The sequence below is a fragment of the Mycobacterium sp. D16Q16 genome (assembly GCF_002013745.1).
Taxonomy (GTDB): Bacteria; Actinomycetota; Actinomycetes; order Mycobacteriales; family Mycobacteriaceae; genus Mycobacterium.
The window spans coordinates 304,543-320,498 of record NZ_MAEY01000013.1; the positions used below are offsets into that span (position 1 = coordinate 304,543).

Below are 15,956 nucleotides of genomic sequence, written 5' to 3' on the forward strand. Positions count from 1 at the left end.
CATCCACCCAACCAACCAGCCGGTTGGGGCACGCGGCTAGGGTAACGCGTGTGTTCCGCGCCACAGCAGAGACGACGCCACAGGATTGGGCTGCGTTGTCGGCGTGGGCGACGCGGCAGGGACGCACTCTCGACACGGCGACGGCGCGACAATTCGCCGGCGGTAAGGCCAATCTCAACTATCTGGTGACACTCGACGGCCAACGGGCCGTGTTTCGCCGCCCGCCGGCGGGTCCGATCGCCGAAGGCGCCAATGACATGGCCCGCGAATGGCGAGTGCTCTCGCGTCTGAACGACGGCTTCACACTCGCTCCGCGAGGCCTGTCGTACTGCGACGACCTGGACGTCCTGGGTGCCCCCTTCCAGTTTTTGGAGTATCGGGAAGGACTGGCGATCGGCGGTGAGCTGCCGCAGGGTCTACCTGGAGACGCCCCGGAACGCATCACCGCCACCCTCATCGAAGCCATGACCTCCCTGCACCGGGTGCAACCCGAGTCCGTGGGATTGGGCGAACTCGGCAAGCCCGAGGGCCTGCTGGACCGTCAGCTGACCGGTTGGACTCGACGGGCCCATGCCGTCTGGCCCGAGGGCCTGCCCGGGGTAGTCACGAAGCTGACCTCACAGCTGGAGCGGCAGATTCCCGAGCCCGCGGGAGTTTCGCTGCTGCACATGGACCTCAAGCTCGACAATATGCTTGTCGACCGGGAAACGTTGTCTCCCAACGCCGTCATCGATTGGGATATGACCACCCGTGGCTGCCCACTATTTGATCTGGCGATTCTGGTCTCGTATTGGATGGAGCAGGGTGACCCGGCCGCCGTGCGTGCTGTCCATCAGATGCCCACCACAACACCCGGATTCGGAAGTCGCCGGGACGTTATCGATGCCTACTTCGCCGCGGCCGGAACGCAGCCGCGCCCGCTGCACTGGCATGTGGCCTGCGCGCGGCTCCGCCTCGCCGTCGCCTGGATGCAGCTGTACCGCAAGTGGCAGTCCGGTGATCTCATCGGCGCCGGATACGCAGATTTCGAGAACATTGCCATGTCCGTCCTTGATTGGGCGGCAACACAATTCACCGAGGGAGAGATATGATCGACTTCAGCATTCCGGAAGAGCTGGCCGCGAAGGCGCAGCGGGTGCGCGAGTTCGTCACCGAGACCGTGATTCCCTACGAGCGCGACCCTCGTCTGACCGCGCACGGACCCACCGACGAACTGCGGAACGAGCTCGTCGGCAAGGCCCGAGAGGCCGGGCTGCTGACCGTGCAGGCGCCGGAATCCTATGGAGGTTGGGGTCTTTCGCATATCGGGCAAGCGGTGATCTTCGAGGCGGCAGGCTGGTCCACCCTGGGACCCATCGCCATGAACTGCGCTGCGCCCGACGAAGGCAATATGTTCCTGCTCGGCAAGATCACCAATGAGGAACAGTCCGAGAAGTTCTTGCGCCCGGTCATCGAGGGACATCAGCGCTCGGCGTTCGCGATGACCGAACCCGACGGCGCCGGATCGGACCCGTCGCAGCTCAAGACCTCGGCCACCTTCGATGGCCAGAACTTCGTCATCAACGGGCGCAAGTGGCTCATCACCGGAGCACGCGGCGCCAAGACGTGGATCATCATGGCCAATCTGGAGGCCAACGACCACCTGCCCGAGGGGCCCACGCTGTTCCTATGTGATGGCGACACCGAAGGCATTGTGATCGAACGGATCATGAACACGATGGACCGCAACTATGCCGAAGGGCATGCGGTGGTGCGGTTCGACAATCTGACCCTGCCGCGTGAGGCGCTACTCGGGGAGACCGGCCAGGCCTTCCGGTACGCACAGCTGCGGCTGGCGCCGGCGCGGTTGACGCACTGTATGCGGTGGCTCGGGGCCGCCTCCCGCGCTCAGGACATCGCGGTCGACTACGCGCGCACCCGGACCTCGTTCGGCAAGACCATCGGCGAGCACCAGGGAGTCTCCTTCATGCTCGCCGACAATGAGATCGCGCTGCATCAATGCCGCCTCACCATCTGGCACGCCTGCTGGATGATGGATAACGGCGCCAAGGGCCGGCACGAGAGTTCGATGGCCAAGTCATTCGTGTCCGAGGAGCTGTTCAAGGTCACCGACCGGTGCGTCCAGGTACTCGGCGGTATCGGCATCAGCGACGAGACGCCGGTGGAGATGATCTTCCGCGATATGCGCGCCTTCCGCCTGTACGACGGCCCCACCGAGGTGCACAAGTATGCGATTGGGCGACAGGTTCTCCGCACCCCGCGCGCCTAGGGCGGCGCGCCGGGCGCGATGTTGTCGGTCCTACATGCCATCCTGAGTCATGCCGATCTGGGGGCAGACGCCCGACCACAGCCCCAAGTGGGTGGTCGTTGACCTGGAGACTTCCGGCTTTCAGCCAGGTCGGGCGCGTGTCATCAGTGTCGCGGCGTTGGCGCTGGACACCGACGGGACCATCACCGACAGTGTGGTGAGTCTGCTCAACCCTGGTGTTGATCCGGGCCCGACGCATGTGCACGGCCTGACCCCGGAGATGCTGGAGGGACAGCCCGAGTTCGCCGATGTCGTCCCCGATCTCATCGCGCTGCTGCGGGGCCGGACATTGGTCGCTCATAACGTCGGATTCGACTATTCGTTCCTAGCGGCGGAGGCCGAGCTGGCCGGCGCCGAGCTGCCTACCGAGGCGGTGATGTGCACTGTCGAGCTGACCCGGCGTCTGGACCTGGAGACGCCGAACCTGCGCCTGGAAACCCTTGCCGCGCACTGGGGCGTCGAACAGCTCAAGGCTCACGACGCCTATGACGATGCCCGGGTGCTTGCCGAGGTGCTGCCGAAGGTGCTTGAGCGGGCGCGGGAACGCGGAACCTGGCTTCCTATCCGCGAAACCACCCGTAAGCGCTGGCCCAACGGCCGGGTGACACACGACGAGCTGCGCTCGCTCAAGACCGTGGCATCTCGCCAGCCGTGTCACTGGCTCAATCCCGGCCCGTTCATCGCGGGTCAGCCGCTGGTGCAGGGCATGCGAGTGGCCCTGAGTTCGGAGGTCGCTCGCACCCACGAGGAGCTGGTCGAGCAGATCATGCAGGCCGGCCTCGCCTATGCCGATACGGTTGACGAGGACACCTCGCTGGTGATCTGCAATCAGCCAAACCCTGAGCAGGGTAAGGGATTTCATGCACGGTCGCTCGGTGTGCCGCTGTTGGATGACGAAACGTTCATGACTGAAGTGCGACGCGTGGCCGGCGGTACCGACATCGAGCAGTTCACGGTTCCCAGCCGCGCCGGAGCGCAGTACTCGCTGTTCTGATGCGCCGAATCCTCTGCGTGGTACTCGCGCTCGTGCTGCTTATCGGCGGGTGTGCGACGCGCTCGCGCATTACCGTCACTGATCTGGATGCGGAGACATCGGCCAGGCTCGACGCTGCCATCAATGAGGTGTTGTCGAGCGCGTCGGTGCCCGGCGCCATTGTCGGGGTGTGGGGGCCCAAGGGCCAGTATGTGCGGGCATTTGGAGTCGCGAACACGGCGACCCGTGCGCCCATGCGCCCCGACTTCTATCACCGAATCGGCAGTGTGACAAAGACTTTTACGGTCACCGCAGTGCTGCAGCTTGTCGATGAGGGCAAACTGGGACTCGACGATCCGATTGCCAAGTATGTGGACCGGGTTCCGGGCGGAGACAAGATCACCCTGCGTGAGCTCGCCCGGATGCAGAGCGGACTGTTCAACTATTCGATGTCGCTAGCCTTCAACCGCGACCTGGAGGCCGATCCGAAGCGCCGCTACGGCACTCAACAACTACTCGATTACGCTTTCACGCAGCCGCCGAACTTCCCGCCGGGGCAGGGCTATGAATACAGCAACACCAATGCGGTACTGCTGGGGCAAGTCGTGGAGAAGGTCAGTGGACAGAAGTTGCCCGAGTTCGTGCGCGAGCACATCGCCGAGCCACTCGGCTTGAGTCACACCAGCTTTCCGGACACCAATACCCTTCCCGATCCGCACGCGCAGGGTTACACGCAGCTGACGCCGACCGGGCCGCTTGTCGATAGCACCGATTGGAGCCCGTCGTGGGCCTCATGGGCGGGTGCGATGATCTCGACACTCGAAGATCTCAGGATCTGGGTGCCCGCGCTGGCGACCGGCAGGCTCCTTACACCCGCCACCCAGGAGCAGCGCCTGCAGGCCGTGGCGATGCCTCCAGTCCCTGACGATATCCGTTATGGCTTAGGGATTTTCGACGCGCGAGGATGGATCGGCCACAACGGCAGCATCCCCGGCTTCCAGACACTGGCCATCTACTCGCCGGCCGAGCAGACCACGGTGGTGGCGCTGCTCAACACCGATGTGGCCAAACAGCCCGCGCAGCCCAGCACGCTGTTCGGCACGGCGATCACCAAGGTGATCAGCCCGGAGCACGTCTTCCTGTTGGAGAACGCGATTCCGCAGCCGCGCTGACTCGGGCTCAGGCGTAGGGCAGTAGCGCCATCTCGCGCGCGTTCTTGATCGCCGTGGCGACCTGGCGCTGCTGTTGCACGGTCAAACCGGTCACCCGGCGGGCGCGGATCTTGCCGCGCTCGGAGATGAAGAGTCGCAAGGTATTGGTGTCCTTGTAGTCGACCGATGAAAGACCCAATTTGGCAAAGAGATTCGGCTTGGGCTTGGTATCGGCGACCTTGACCCGACGATTGCGAGGTGTCTTGGTGGCCATCACCAGCTCGCTTTCCGGACGCCGGGCAGCGACCCATCGTGCACGAGTGCACGGACCCGCACCCGGGACAGTCCGAACTTGCGCAGATAGCCGCGGGGTCGCCCGTCTACCGCATCGCGATTACGCAGCCGTACCGCGCTGGCATCGCGTGGCTGGCGGGCCAGCTCGGCCTGGGCGGCCAGTCGCTGCTCCTGGCTGCTCGCGGGGTGCCGGATGATCTCCTTGAGCTCCGCGCGTCGCTCGGCATAACGCTCGACGATGACGCGACGCTGCTCGTTCTTGGCGATCTTAGACTTCTTGGCCATCTCAGCGCTCCTCTCGGAAATCCACGTGCTTGCGCACAACGGGGTCGTACTTGCGCAGGACCATCCGGTCCGGGTCGTTGCGCCGGTTCTTGCGGGTCACGTACGTGTATCCGGTGCCCGCCGTGGACTTCAGTTTCACGATGGGCCGGATCTCATTGCGCGCCATCAGAACTTCCGCCCTTGCGCGCGCAGCCGTGCCACCACGGCCTCGATGCCGTCGCGGTCGATCACCTTGATGCCCTTGGTGCTCACCCGGAGCTTGATGCGCCGGTCCTCTGAGGGCAGGTAATACGTCTTGAGCTGGATATTGGGTGACCAGCGGCGACGGGTACGGCGGTGCGAATGCGATACCGCGTTACCGAAGCCTGGCGACCGTCCGGTCACCTCGCAATGCGCGGACAACGGACCTCCATTCATGCCCATTTGATAATGGGAATCGTTTTCGACAAGTGCTGATCTGGACTGTACCGTGAAGCCCGTAGTAATGAAAATCGTTTCCAATAGGCCCAAGAGGGAGAAGTCATGCGCACGCCGGTGCTACTCGTATCCGGACAGACCGATACCGACGCGGTCGTGGATGTCTTGGCGCGCGACCCAGGAACCGTCGTCGTCACGCACCGGTTTGACGGGCACATCGTCAAGCGGTCCGTCGTATCCGGCGGTGGAGTCCGGGACCCTCAGGTGACCGTTCTGGAACTGGCCCACGGCTGCGTTTCCTGCACCGTCCGTGACGATCTGCTCGTGCTGCTGCGCAAGCTGCATCGCCGGGAAGATGTGGGACGGATCGTGCTGCATCTGGAGCCATGGCTGGAAGCCGATCCGATCTGTTGGGCGATCAAGGCGGTGCCCGTTCGCATGGGGCCGGGGTACATCGATGGACCGGCGGCACGTGATGTGGAAATCGCGGGGGTGGTCTCTTGTGTCGATACCGCGAACTGGCTGGAGCAGGCCCTCGGGGATGATGAGCTCGACGACGGCCGGACGGTGGCCCAGGTGGTGATCGGTCAGGCCGAGTTCGCCGACGTGCTGGTGGTACGCAATCCCGAACCCGAGGTGCTTTCGGTGCTGCGGCGCTTGGCGCCGCGCGCACGCATCACCGCCCGTGTTGGCCGAGTCGAACAAGCCCTCGACCATCTGGAGGACGACGCGCGGTGTGGTCGGGCGGACGACCCACATGGCGCGCTACTCGCGGGGCAGCCCTCCCTGGCCGTTGACGGCAGGATCGCGCTGGTGGAATTCAATGCGCGCCGGCCATTTCACCCGGAGCGGCTGCATGCCGCGATCGACCTACTGCTGGACGGCGTGATCCGTACGCGGGGCCGATTGTGGCTGGCGACCCAGGATCGGCAGGCAATGTGGCTGGAGTCCGCGGGTGGTGGGCTCAGGGTGTCGGCGGCCGGGAAGTGGCTAGCGGCCATGGATTCGGCGGAGGTACGGCAGGCAGATCTGGAGCGACGGGCATTTGCCGACCTCATGTGGGATTACCGGTTTGGAGACCGGCATACCGCGATGACGGTGCTGGTATGCGGCGCAGAGAGTGCCGAGGTGCTGGACGCCCTGCGCGGTGCGCTGCTCACCGATGACGAAATGGCAAGGCCCGCAAGCTGGGAAGAGTTCAGCGATCCGTTTGGCGATTGGCATGAGGACCCGTGCGAGCACGGGTCCGAGCTTGAGGATTTCCTCTCCTACGGCGAATACAACACAGAAGGGAACCACTGATGAAACCCGGAATACACCCCGACTATCACTCTGTCGTCTTCCAGGACACCACCACCGGAAAGATGTTCCTGACCCGCTCGACGGCGACGAGCACTCGCACCGTCGAGTTCGAGGGCCAGGAGTATCCGCTGATCACCGCCGAGGTGACAGCGGACTCCCATCCGTTCTGGACCGGAGACCGGCGGATCGTCGATACCGCCGGCCAGGTCGAGAAGTTCCGTAGGCGTTACGGGACTAGAAAGTAGATGTCACAGCGGCTTTGTCGCTAGCCAGACAACGGCGTCCAGCCAGTGGGGGCCGTTCGGATCGATTTCGTCGCCGTGCGGCAGGTTCTCGAACTCGCGTAGCTCGACATCACACCCAGATTCGACGGCGGCATCACGATAGCTGCGAGAGTGCTCGATGGGAACGCGATCGTCGTCCACGCCATGCGTGATGAGTACCGGAGTGGTGATGGGTAGTTGCCACCGCGGTGATGCGAGCTGGTAGCCCGCTGGGTTCTCACCTGGTGTGGCACCCATGAACGGTCCGGCGGCTGAGTCACCCAGGTCTTCGTCGAACGTGCGTCGGACGTCGGTCACTGGCGCTAACGCCAATACCAGGTCTGCCTGTTTCGCATTGAGTAGCGACAGCTCGCCGCCCACCGAGTGGCCTACCAGTGCGGTGCGTTCGACGCTGTTCGCGCGCGTTCGTACGGCGCATTCAATTCCGGCAGCCGCATCCTGCAGCGTTATCGGGTAGCCACCGCCGGAACCTACCCGTCGGTACTCGACGTTGGCCACGTCCCAGCCCCGCGCCACCAGGTCTGCGATCAAGGGCTCCATGACGTCCGCGCTATATGTGGATCTCCAATAGCCGCCATGCACAAGAATCGCCAGGCCACGTGCAGACTGCGATGTCCACATGTCCACGTACTGCTGCCCCGCGTCATCTCCGTACTGGTACCTCGTGGAGCCGCTCACCGTCACCGGTGTGTACCTCTGGTATTAGTCAATGTGAATCTCCCTGGGAGCCAGACTAATTCCGGATTCTGGGGGAAGTGCTGGGCTAGGCGCGCGCAGCACGGTTGACGGCCGATACCACTGCCCGCAGGGACGCGGTGGTGATCGACGGCGCGATACCGACACCCCACACCGTCTGTGCCTCACCGCCATCGGGGCCGACAACCATGGCTTCCACGTACGCGGCGGCCTGCGCGTCATCGCCTGCGCTCATGGCGTGCTCGGAGTAGTCCAAGACGTTGACGGCGTAACCCACGGTGGACAGCGCATCCACGAACGAGGCCAGCGGGCCGTTGCCCGTACCGTGGACTTCGGTTTCCTTACCGTCGATCTTCACCACGGCGGCAATGGAATCCGTGCCACCGTCCTCCTCGGACGCGGTCACCTTCTGGCGGATCCGCTCCAGCGGGACGATCGGTGCCAGGTACTCCTCGGCGAAGACATCCCAGATCTCCTTGGGGTTCACCTCGCCACCCTCGCCGTCGGTGATGCGCTGGATCGACTGCGCGAATTCGATCTGCAGGCGCCGCGGCAGCACCAGTCCATGATCAGACTTCATGATGTAGGCGACGCCGCCCTTGCCGGACTGCGAGTTGACCCGGATCACGGCCTCGTAGTTGCGCCCGACGTCCTTGGGGTCGATGGGCAGGTACGGCACCTGCCACAGGATGTCGTCGACGTCGGAATCCGCCTCGTCCGCATCGCGTTTCATTTGGTCCAGGCCCTTGTTGATGGCGTCCTGGTGGCTGCCGGAGAAGGCGGTGTAGACCAGGTCGCCGCCGTACGGATGCCGCTCGGGAACCTTCAGCTGGTTGCAGTACTCGACCGTGTGCCGAATCTCGTCGATGTTCGAGAAGTCGATCTGGGGATCCACGCCGCGGCTGAACAGATTCAGCCCCAGCGTCACCAGGCATACGTTTCCGGTGCGCTCACCGTTGCCGAACAGGCAGCCCTCGATGCGGTCAGCACCTGCCTGATAGCCCAATTCCGCTGCGGCGACCGCTGTTCCGCGGTCATTGTGCGGGTGCAGGCTCAGGATCACCGATTCGCGCCGAGCCAGGTTACGGCTCATCCACTCGATGGAGTCGGCGTACACATTCGGAGTTGTCATCTCCACCGTCGACGGCAGATTGAAGATGATCGGGTTGTCCGGTGTCGGCTCGATGATGTCGCCGACGGCGTTACACACCTCCAGCGCATACTGCAGCTCCGTGCCGGTGTAAGACTCCGGGGAGTATTGGAAACGCCAATGCGTATCGGGGTATTTGGCCGCTTCCTCGACGCACTTGCGGGCGCCGTCGGTGGCGATCTTCTGGATCGTGTCCTTCTCGCCCCGGAACACCACGCGCCGCTGCAGGATCGACGTCGAGTTGTAGAAGTGCACGATCACCTTCGCCGCGCCTTCACAGGCCAGGAACGTCCGCTCGATCAGTTCCGGGCGACACTGTGTCAGCACCTGGACGGTCACGTCCTCGGGGATGGCGTTCTCGCTGATCAGCTCGCGGATGAAATCGAAATCGGTCTGGCTTGCCGAAGGGAACCCGACTTCGATCTCCTTGAACCCCATCCGGATCTGCATATCGAACATCCGGCGCTTACGCGCGGGGCTCATCGGGTCGATCAAGGCTTGGTTGCCGTCACGCAGGTCGACCGCCGCCCACTGTGGTGCGCGGGTGATCACCTTGTCGGGCCACGTGCGGTTGAAGGGCGCAGTCGGTTCTCCCCCGGGAACTTCCGAGGCGAAGGGACGGTACCGATGTACCGGCATCGAGCTGTTCTTCTGGGTGTTCCACGCCGGTTGGTCGCCCGGAATGGGTCCGTTCGGGGTGACGATGCTGCGGGGGGTGTAGTTGAACTCGTCTGGGGAAAAGCTAGTCATGGGAAGGCTCCGGGAGTTTGAGGGGTATCTCGACCGGCACGCCAACAACCCGCGACAGGAAGCCGGTCTGGATCAGACCCTGTCGCGGCGTCGGAGGAGGAGCGCCCGCTGCATAGACGGGACTCTACCAGCCGCGCGAACCCCGATCATCTGGCACGATCGCAGAGCATGTGGGTACGGAGGGGGATGGCTGCGCTGGCGATTCTGCTGGTGGCCACCGGCTGCACGCGCATCGTTACCGGGCAGGCGCGGGGAGGCGAACCGGCGCCCGGGGCTGACTCATTCTTTCGGGGTGATCAGCCGGACTACGGCCAGAAGCTCACCGCTCAGGAGAAGACGACGCTTACCTACGCGCGAGCGCTGCGGCGCGTGGACCCCTGCGGTTTCGCGGCCAACCTGAAGGAGTACGGAGACCCGGGACAGGTCGTCGGCGACTTTCAGATCTGTTATGCCAGCGTGAAGGTCACCGGTGATCCCGGCCTCACCGAGGTGTCCTACGAGTACTCCATGCAGGACAAGCGCGATACCGCCGTGGCGTTCCAGGTGGGTTCTGTCCCGATCTACGACACCGGGTCAGCGTGTGAATATGAGGTCCCTCTTGGCCTGGAACGGCTACCGGGAGCGCCCGCGAGTCCCACGCTGCAGGCCGTGTTGACGGTCAGCGCGTACCTCTATGGGTCGGACGAGTACTCGGACCCGGACTGTCGACTGGCCAAGCAATTGGTGACGGCGATCGCCAAGGGCCTTCCCTCGGGATTACCGCCGCGTTCCGCGCTCAGTGCATATCCGATCAAACTCGCCGAACGTGATCCCTGCGAGATCCTTGGGGAGTACCCGGGCACGGCGCGCAAGGTGTCCGTCGACCTGCTGGGCGATCCCTTCGGCTGCGACTTCACGCTCGCAGATTCCGATATCGACTACTCGGTGGAACTCACCAGCAGTGTCGACGACTTTCCCGATGAATACGTCGAATCGCATCGTGACGGCGTGACGTACTTCCACAACGAGGACACGAGCACCCCGACGGGATGCCACGCTCTGGCATTGGTGGGAGATCCGTTGTATCCCAAGGATATCGGCGGCGGTGCGATGAACACCGATGATTCCGAGGCGTACACCCCGGCAGTCGTGGCGAGTGGCTTCACCCGGCAGGGGCGATCGAATTGTGGGCAGATGAGCGAGATCCTCGACAAGGCGGTGCGGCTATTCGCAAACTCCGCTCGGTAGCAGTGCTTGTCGTCACCATGCTGGCGATCGCGGGGTGTACGGATGTCGTGTCCGGTACCGCGACCGGAAAGCTGCCCGCGCCCACCGGCCAGACCTTGTTCTCCGGCGCTGTGCCCACATATGGTCAAACCTTCACTCAGAACCAGACCACGCTGCTGGCCTACCTACGGGCGCTGCGACGGGTAGATCCGTGCGGCCTTTTGTTGGTGCTCAAGGATATTGGTGCTCCCGAATACGTGTCAGGGGACATCGGTGGTTGCTTCGGCTCCATCAAGGTGACGGGTACGGCGAACCCGTCGAGTGTCGGCCTGTCACTGATGTTGGGCGACTATTCCCGTGAGAAGCCCGAATTCACGATCGGCGGCGCGCCCGTGTTTCACACCGCGGGCACATGCCTGTACGAGTTTCCGATCGCATTGGACAAGCTTCCGGATGCTCCGAGGTTGGACGGGGCCAAGGTGCCGGCTTTACGCGTCGTGGTCGTCGACGGCTCGCGGAGCGCGCTAGCGCCGAATTGTAAAATGGCACAACCGGTTATTGGCCTATTGGCCAAGCTGAACCCAGCCGACATGCCCGTGCGCGATGCGCTGAGCGCCTACCCGATCAAGATCGCCGAACGTGATCCCTGTGAGATTCTCGGTGAGTATCCCGGCAAGGCGGACGATCTGAGGCCATCACTGTTCGGCGATCCGTTCTCATGCCGATTCTCGTTGCAAGACAGCGATACTCAATTCGAGTTGTCTATCAGGACCGGTATCGATGCGCCGGCGAGGCTGCGGGAAGAAGTCCGCGACGGTATCGAGTACTTCCACGGCCAGGACGGCAGCATGTGTACCAGCATGGTGCGTCTGGGCAAGCCGCTCTATGCCCGTGAGGTTCCGGGCGGTGCGATGCAGGAGAACAGCACCCCGGAGCGCATTTTCATCGAGGTGCTCAGCTTCTCGCTGAAGAACGCTGACTGTGCATCAACCCGGGCGATGATCGACAAAGCGGTGCGGATCTTCCGCGGTTCGTTCGACTGACGCGCGAGCCGGGACACAATGGCGATATGGATACCGACGAGATCTGGCAGTTGATCGACGCCGAGCGCGTGACGCTTGCTGATCAGTTGGCCCAGATCTCGGCCCAGGATTGGGACCGGCCGTCGTTGTGTGGTGAATGGCGGGTCCGCGACGTGGTCGGCCACATCCTCTTCGCAAGCGAGTTCTCGCTGCCACGCACGCTCGTGGATGTCATCCGGGCGCGCGGCGACCTGAATCGATTCATCGCCGCGACGGGGGTGCGGGAGGGGTCGGTGCCGCCGGCCGACCTGCTGGCGCTGGTGCGCGCCAGCGTAGGGTCCCGGCGAAAGCCGCCGGGCGTGCAGCCGATCGACCGGCTGATGGACCATCTAGTGCACGGTCAGGACATCGCGATACCGCTCGGATGGCAGCAGGGTATGCCTGTGGGGGCCGCCCGGCTGGCGGCGGCGCGGGTGTGGGAACGCGACCGGTTGTTCGGAGCCCGCACGCGGTTCGCCGAGCACCGCCTTATCGCGACCGATACTGACTGGTCGGCGGGGACCGGCGCCGCGGTCATCGAGGGGCCGGTGTCGGCTCTGCTGCTCCTGATGACGGGCCGTGGAGATGCTGTCCGAGATCAACTGAGCGGCGAGGGCGTGTCCTTTCTGCCCCCGAGCTAGCTGACCAAGCCGTTGCCCCAGCGCTCGGTGAAGGCGATATCGCTGAGCGCTGGCCGTTGACGGGGGGCATGATCGCGTTCGACGGTCGATTCGTCGGCCTGGGCGTAGTCCTCGAGAACGGGCCCGATCGCGACGACGGCGATGGGCCGCACGTTCTCGGGGATATTGAACACAGCAGGCGCCTCGTCCACCCGGAAACCCGCCATTGGATGGGTGTGCAGACCATGGGAGCGCGCCTCCACACCCAGTTGGGCGATCGCCAGCCCGGCATCGACTGCCGCATACACCGCGGTGTTGTCGTCATCACCCAGATCGGTGCTCACCAGGACGAGTGCCGCCGCAACTTTTGCGTAAGAGTTTCCCCGATTGAGCAGCTCAGTCAGCGCTTCGTAGGTGGCGTCACCGCGCAGACCCACGATGTATCTGACAGGGAAGCGCTTGCCCCAACTGGCGGCCCAGCGACCCGCTTCGAGCAGGGCCGTCAGGGTCTCGGGAGCCAGGTTTGCACCGGGATCGAAATGCCGCGGACTCCAGCGCGAGGCGATCAGCGGCTGGATAGGAACCGAGGTGATGGCGGTACGTTCGGTCGGGTTGCCCATACGGGCCAGGTTATCGAGTTGTCGTAACCCCTTATCCTGATGACTGGATCTCCCCCGACCCTGGCCGAACAGCAGGAAGGTATGCCGTGGCGCTCGTCGTCCAAAAGTACGGCGGATCGTCGGTCGCAACGGCCGAACGCATCCGCAGGGTGGCCGAACGCATCGTCGAGACGAAAAAGAACGGCAACGACGTCGTCGTGGTCGTCTCGGCCATGGGTGACACCACCGACGAGCTGCTTGACCTGGCCCAACAGGTCTGCCCGTCGCCGCCGCCGCGTGAGCTGGACATGCTGCTCACCGCGGGTGAGCGGATGTCCAACGCCCTCGTCGCGATGGCGATCCATTCGCTCGGGGCCTCGGCACGCTCGTTCACTGGCTCGCAGGCCGGCGTCATCACGACCGGTAGGCACGGCAGCGCCAAGATCATCGATGTCACCCCCGGCCGGTTGCGCTCCGCTCTCGACGAGGGTCAGGTGGTGTTGGTTGCCGGATTCCAGGGCGTGAGCCAGGACAGCAAGGACGTCACCACGCTGGGACGGGGTGGTTCCGACACCACCGCCGTCGCGCTGGCCGCGGCGCTGAAGGCCGACGTCTGCGAGATCTACACCGATGTGGACGGGGTATTCACCGCCGATCCGCGGATCGTGCCGAATGCGGCCCGGCTCGACAAGGTCAGTTTCGAGGAAATGCTGGAGATGGCAGCGGCCGGAGCCAAGGTGCTCATGCTGCGCTGCGTGGAATACGCCCGGCGATACAACGTTCCGGTTCACGTGCGCTCGTCGTATACCGACAAGCCGGGCACGATCGTCAGCGGATCAATGGAGGACATTCCTGTGGAAGAAGCGATTCTCACCGGTGTCGCACACGATCGTGGTGAGGCCAAGGTCACGGTTGTCGGGATTCCCGACGTTCCGGGATACGCCGCCAAGGTCTTTCGTGCCGTGGCCGATGCCGAGATCAACATCGACATGGTGCTGCAGAACATCTCCAAGGTCGAGGATGGCAAGACCGACATCACGTTCACCTGCCCCAAGGAGAACGGACCCACCGCGGTGGAGAAGCTGGACTCGCTGAAGAACGAGATCGGGTTCTCGCAGGTGCTCTACGACGACCACATCGGCAAGGTGTCGCTGGTGGGCGCGGGTATGCGCAGCCACCCGGGTGTCACCGCCGGCTTCTGCGAGGCGCTGGCCAAGGCCGGGGTCAACATCGAACTCATCTCCACATCGGAGATCCGGATCTCGGTGCTGGTCAAGGACACTGAGCTCGATGCGGCCGTGCGGGCCATCCACGACGCCTTCGATCTCGGCGGCGAAGAGGAAGCCACCGTGTACGGGGGCACCGGACGATGAGGCGAGCGCAGCGACGGGAGATTTGGACATGACCTCCATCGGTGTTGTCGGTGCCACCGGTCAGGTGGGCGCCGTCATGCGAAAGCTACTGGAAGAGCGTGACTTCCCGGCTTCGTCGGTGCGGTTCTTCGCGTCGGCTCGCTCTGAGGGCAAGAAGCTGACGTTCCGCGGTCAGGAGATCGAGGTCGAGAACACCGATACCGCCGATCCGTCCGGGCTGGACATCGCGTTGTTCTCCGCCGGTGCGACCATGTCGCGGGTGCAGGCGCCGCGGTTCGCCGAGGCGGGTGTCACCGTGATCGACAACTCCTCGGCCTGGCGCAAGGACCCGGACGTGCCGTTGGTGGTTTCGGAGGTCAACTTCGATCGCGATGTGCGTGGTGTGAAGCTGCGGAAAGGCATTATCGCCAACCCGAATTGCACCACCATGGCCGCGATGCCGGTGCTTAAGGTGCTGCACGACGAGGCGGGCCTGCAGCGGCTGATTGTGTCGACCTACCAGGCAGTCTCGGGTAGCGGCCTGGCCGGTGTGGAGGAATTGGCCACTCAGGTGCGCGCCGGTATCGGCGAGAGCGAGCGGCTGGTACACGACGGCTCCGCCGTCACCTTCCCGGACCCGGTGAAATACGTTGCACCTATTGCCTTCAACGTGATCCCGCTGGCCGGATCGCTGGTTGACGACGGCTCCGGCGAAACCGACGAGGATCAGAAGCTGCGCAACGAGAGTCGCAAGATCCTGGGCATTCCAGAGCTTTTGGTGAGCGGTACCTGCGTGCGGGTTCCGGTCTTCACCGGACACTCGCTCTCGATCAACGCCGAATTCGAGCGTGAGCTGACTCCGGCGCGCGCCACCGAGCTGCTTGCCGCGGCGTCGGGTGTCACGCTGGCCGATGTGCCCACACCGCTGGCTGCCGCGGGAGCCGACGACTCGCTGGTGGGCCGGATCCGTCAGGATCCGGGCGTGCCGGGTAATCGCGGTCTGGCGCTGTTTATTTCCGGAGACAACCTTCGGAAGGGTGCGGCGCTCAATACGATTCAGATCGCCGAATTGCTCGTCGCTAGCTGACTCACAGGAACTTCACGGGTTTTCCCTGGGTAACGGTCAGTCGGTTCGGCCATGCTCGGGGCATGACAACTCCAGACAATCCCGATACACCCACGAATCCGGTGTCTGTACCGCAGGCACCTGCGCCCGCGCCGCGTTCGGCGAGTAACACCCTGCTGGTGAAGATCGCCGCCGTCGTCGGCATCGTCGCGGGTGCCTTCGTGATCCTCGGCGTCACCTTTGGTCTTGGCGTGCTGGCCGGCTCGCAATGCGGGCATGGCGGACACGGCGGACCCGGCGGGCACGATCGAAGCCGCGTGATGATGTTCGACCGTGACGACGCGCCGCCGATGCGGGGCCCGGTGATCATCCAGCGTGGACCGGAGGTAGGGCCGCCGGACTTCCCGTCCGCCCCCGGTGAGCGGCGCCAACCGCCCCCGCC

The 15,956-nt window shown here is 64.2% G+C and carries 19 protein-coding genes; 12 read left to right on the plus strand and 7 right to left on the minus strand.

Going from position 1 to position 15,956, the window contains the following annotated elements:
- Positions 1–23: 23 nt before the first annotated feature.
- The 4 genes from B4394_RS14875 to B4394_RS14890 are packed head-to-tail and all read left to right on the plus strand — an operon-like array spanning position 24 to position 4,453.
- Positions 24–1,091: a phosphotransferase family protein gene (locus tag B4394_RS14875; protein ID WP_078315488.1), complete on the plus strand. Its 1,068-nt coding sequence runs from the start codon at positions 24–26 to the stop codon at positions 1,089–1,091.
- Positions 1,088–2,269, plus strand: coding sequence for an acyl-CoA dehydrogenase family protein (locus B4394_RS14880; RefSeq protein WP_078311183.1), 1,182 nt, complete (start codon positions 1,088–1,090; stop codon positions 2,267–2,269). The genes B4394_RS14875 and B4394_RS14880 overlap by 4 nt, the downstream gene beginning before the upstream one ends.
- A 49-nt stretch (positions 2,270–2,318) precedes the next feature.
- Positions 2,319–3,302, plus strand: coding sequence for a DEDDh family exonuclease (locus B4394_RS14885; protein ID WP_078315490.1), 984 nt, complete (start codon positions 2,319–2,321; stop codon positions 3,300–3,302).
- A complete protein-coding gene (locus tag B4394_RS14890; RefSeq protein WP_078311181.1) occupies positions 3,302–4,453 on the plus strand; it encodes a serine hydrolase domain-containing protein in 1,152 nt (383 codons plus the stop codon). The genes B4394_RS14885 and B4394_RS14890 overlap by 1 nt, the downstream gene beginning before the upstream one ends.
- A gap of 7 nt (positions 4,454–4,460) precedes the next feature.
- On the opposite strand, the gene rpsR is transcribed toward B4394_RS14890, so the two are convergent.
- Genes rpsR through rpmB form a run of 4 tightly spaced genes read right to left on the minus strand, consistent with a single transcriptional unit; the run spans position 4,461 to position 5,413 of the window.
- Entirely contained in the window at positions 4,461–4,706 is a 246-nt protein-coding gene (gene rpsR / locus B4394_RS14895; protein ID WP_078290059.1) for a 30S ribosomal protein S18, read from the minus strand.
- The gene (gene rpsN / locus B4394_RS14900; protein ID WP_078311180.1) at positions 4,706–5,011 is read right to left on the minus strand and encodes a 30S ribosomal protein S14; all 306 of its coding nucleotides are present in this window, start codon (positions 5,009–5,011) and stop codon (positions 4,706–4,708) included. The genes rpsR and rpsN overlap by 1 nt, the downstream gene beginning before the upstream one ends.
- A 1-nt stretch (position 5,012) precedes the next feature.
- Positions 5,013–5,177: a 50S ribosomal protein L33 gene (gene rpmG, locus B4394_RS14905; RefSeq protein ID WP_078290061.1), complete on the minus strand. Its 165-nt coding sequence runs from the start codon at positions 5,175–5,177 to the stop codon at positions 5,013–5,015.
- Positions 5,177–5,413: a 50S ribosomal protein L28 gene (gene rpmB, locus B4394_RS14910; protein ID WP_005083638.1), complete on the minus strand. Its 237-nt coding sequence runs from the start codon at positions 5,411–5,413 to the stop codon at positions 5,177–5,179. The genes rpmG and rpmB overlap by 1 nt, the downstream gene beginning before the upstream one ends.
- A 120-nt stretch (positions 5,414–5,533) precedes the next feature.
- On the opposite strand from rpmB, the gene mrf reads away from it, so the two are divergent.
- Together mrf and B4394_RS14920 are read left to right on the plus strand one after the other, a co-directional pair.
- Positions 5,534–6,730, plus strand: coding sequence for a ribosome hibernation factor-recruiting GTPase MRF (gene mrf, locus B4394_RS14915; protein ID WP_078311179.1), 1,197 nt, complete (start codon positions 5,534–5,536; stop codon positions 6,728–6,730).
- Entirely contained in the window at positions 6,730–6,975 is a 246-nt protein-coding gene (locus B4394_RS14920) for a type B 50S ribosomal protein L31 (RefSeq protein WP_078311178.1), read from the plus strand. Before mrf ends, B4394_RS14920 begins: the two co-directional genes overlap by 1 nt.
- A gap of 3 nt (positions 6,976–6,978) precedes the next feature.
- Here B4394_RS14920 and B4394_RS14925 read toward each other — a convergent pair whose 3' ends face one another.
- A complete protein-coding gene (locus B4394_RS14925) occupies positions 6,979–7,698 on the minus strand; it encodes an alpha/beta hydrolase family protein (protein ID WP_078311177.1) in 720 nt (239 codons plus the stop codon).
- Positions 7,699–7,777: 79 nt separating this feature from the next.
- Positions 7,778–9,610 carry a 2-isopropylmalate synthase gene (gene leuA / locus B4394_RS14930; protein ID WP_078311176.1) on the minus strand — a complete coding sequence of 611 codons (1,833 nt, stop codon included), beginning with the start codon at positions 9,608–9,610 and terminating at the stop codon, positions 7,778–7,780.
- Positions 9,611–9,796: 186 nt separating this feature from the next.
- Between leuA and B4394_RS14935 the strand changes: the two genes are divergently transcribed.
- The 3 genes from B4394_RS14935 to B4394_RS14945 all read left to right on the plus strand — a co-directional run bounded on the left by B4394_RS14935 (position 9,797) and on the right by B4394_RS14945 (position 12,518).
- On the plus strand, positions 9,797–10,837 hold the full coding sequence (locus B4394_RS14935) for a hypothetical protein (protein ID WP_078315492.1): 1,041 nt from the start codon (positions 9,797–9,799) through the stop codon (positions 10,835–10,837).
- 110 nt (positions 10,838–10,947) lie between these two features.
- Positions 10,948–11,859, plus strand: a complete 912-nt coding sequence (locus tag B4394_RS14940) for a hypothetical protein (RefSeq protein ID WP_078311227.1) — start codon at positions 10,948–10,950, stop codon at positions 11,857–11,859.
- Positions 11,860–11,885: 26 nt separating this feature from the next.
- Complete coding sequence (locus B4394_RS14945) at positions 11,886–12,518, plus strand: maleylpyruvate isomerase family mycothiol-dependent enzyme (protein ID WP_139360210.1); 633 nt, start codon at positions 11,886–11,888, stop codon at positions 12,516–12,518.
- Here the strand turns inward: B4394_RS14945 and B4394_RS14950 are convergent.
- On the minus strand, positions 12,515–13,117 hold the full coding sequence (locus B4394_RS14950; protein ID WP_078311173.1) for a nitroreductase family protein: 603 nt from the start codon (positions 13,115–13,117) through the stop codon (positions 12,515–12,517). The genes B4394_RS14945 and B4394_RS14950 overlap by 4 nt on opposite strands.
- An 86-nt stretch (positions 13,118–13,203) precedes the next feature.
- Here B4394_RS14950 and B4394_RS14955 point away from each other — a divergent pair, with 86 nt between their 5' ends.
- The 3 genes from B4394_RS14955 to B4394_RS14965 all read left to right on the plus strand — a co-directional run.
- Positions 13,204–14,469 (plus strand): aspartate kinase, encoded by a 1,266-nt coding sequence (locus B4394_RS14955; protein ID WP_078290067.1) that lies wholly within the window; start codon positions 13,204–13,206, stop codon positions 14,467–14,469.
- A 28-nt stretch (positions 14,470–14,497) separates the two neighbouring features.
- Positions 14,498–15,535 carry an aspartate-semialdehyde dehydrogenase gene (locus B4394_RS14960; RefSeq protein ID WP_078315495.1) on the plus strand — a complete coding sequence of 346 codons (1,038 nt, stop codon included), beginning with the start codon at positions 14,498–14,500 and terminating at the stop codon, positions 15,533–15,535.
- A 62-nt stretch (positions 15,536–15,597) separates the two neighbouring features.
- The coding region (locus B4394_RS14965; RefSeq protein ID WP_139360211.1) for a hypothetical protein at positions 15,598–15,956 on the plus strand (359 nt) is incomplete at its 3' end.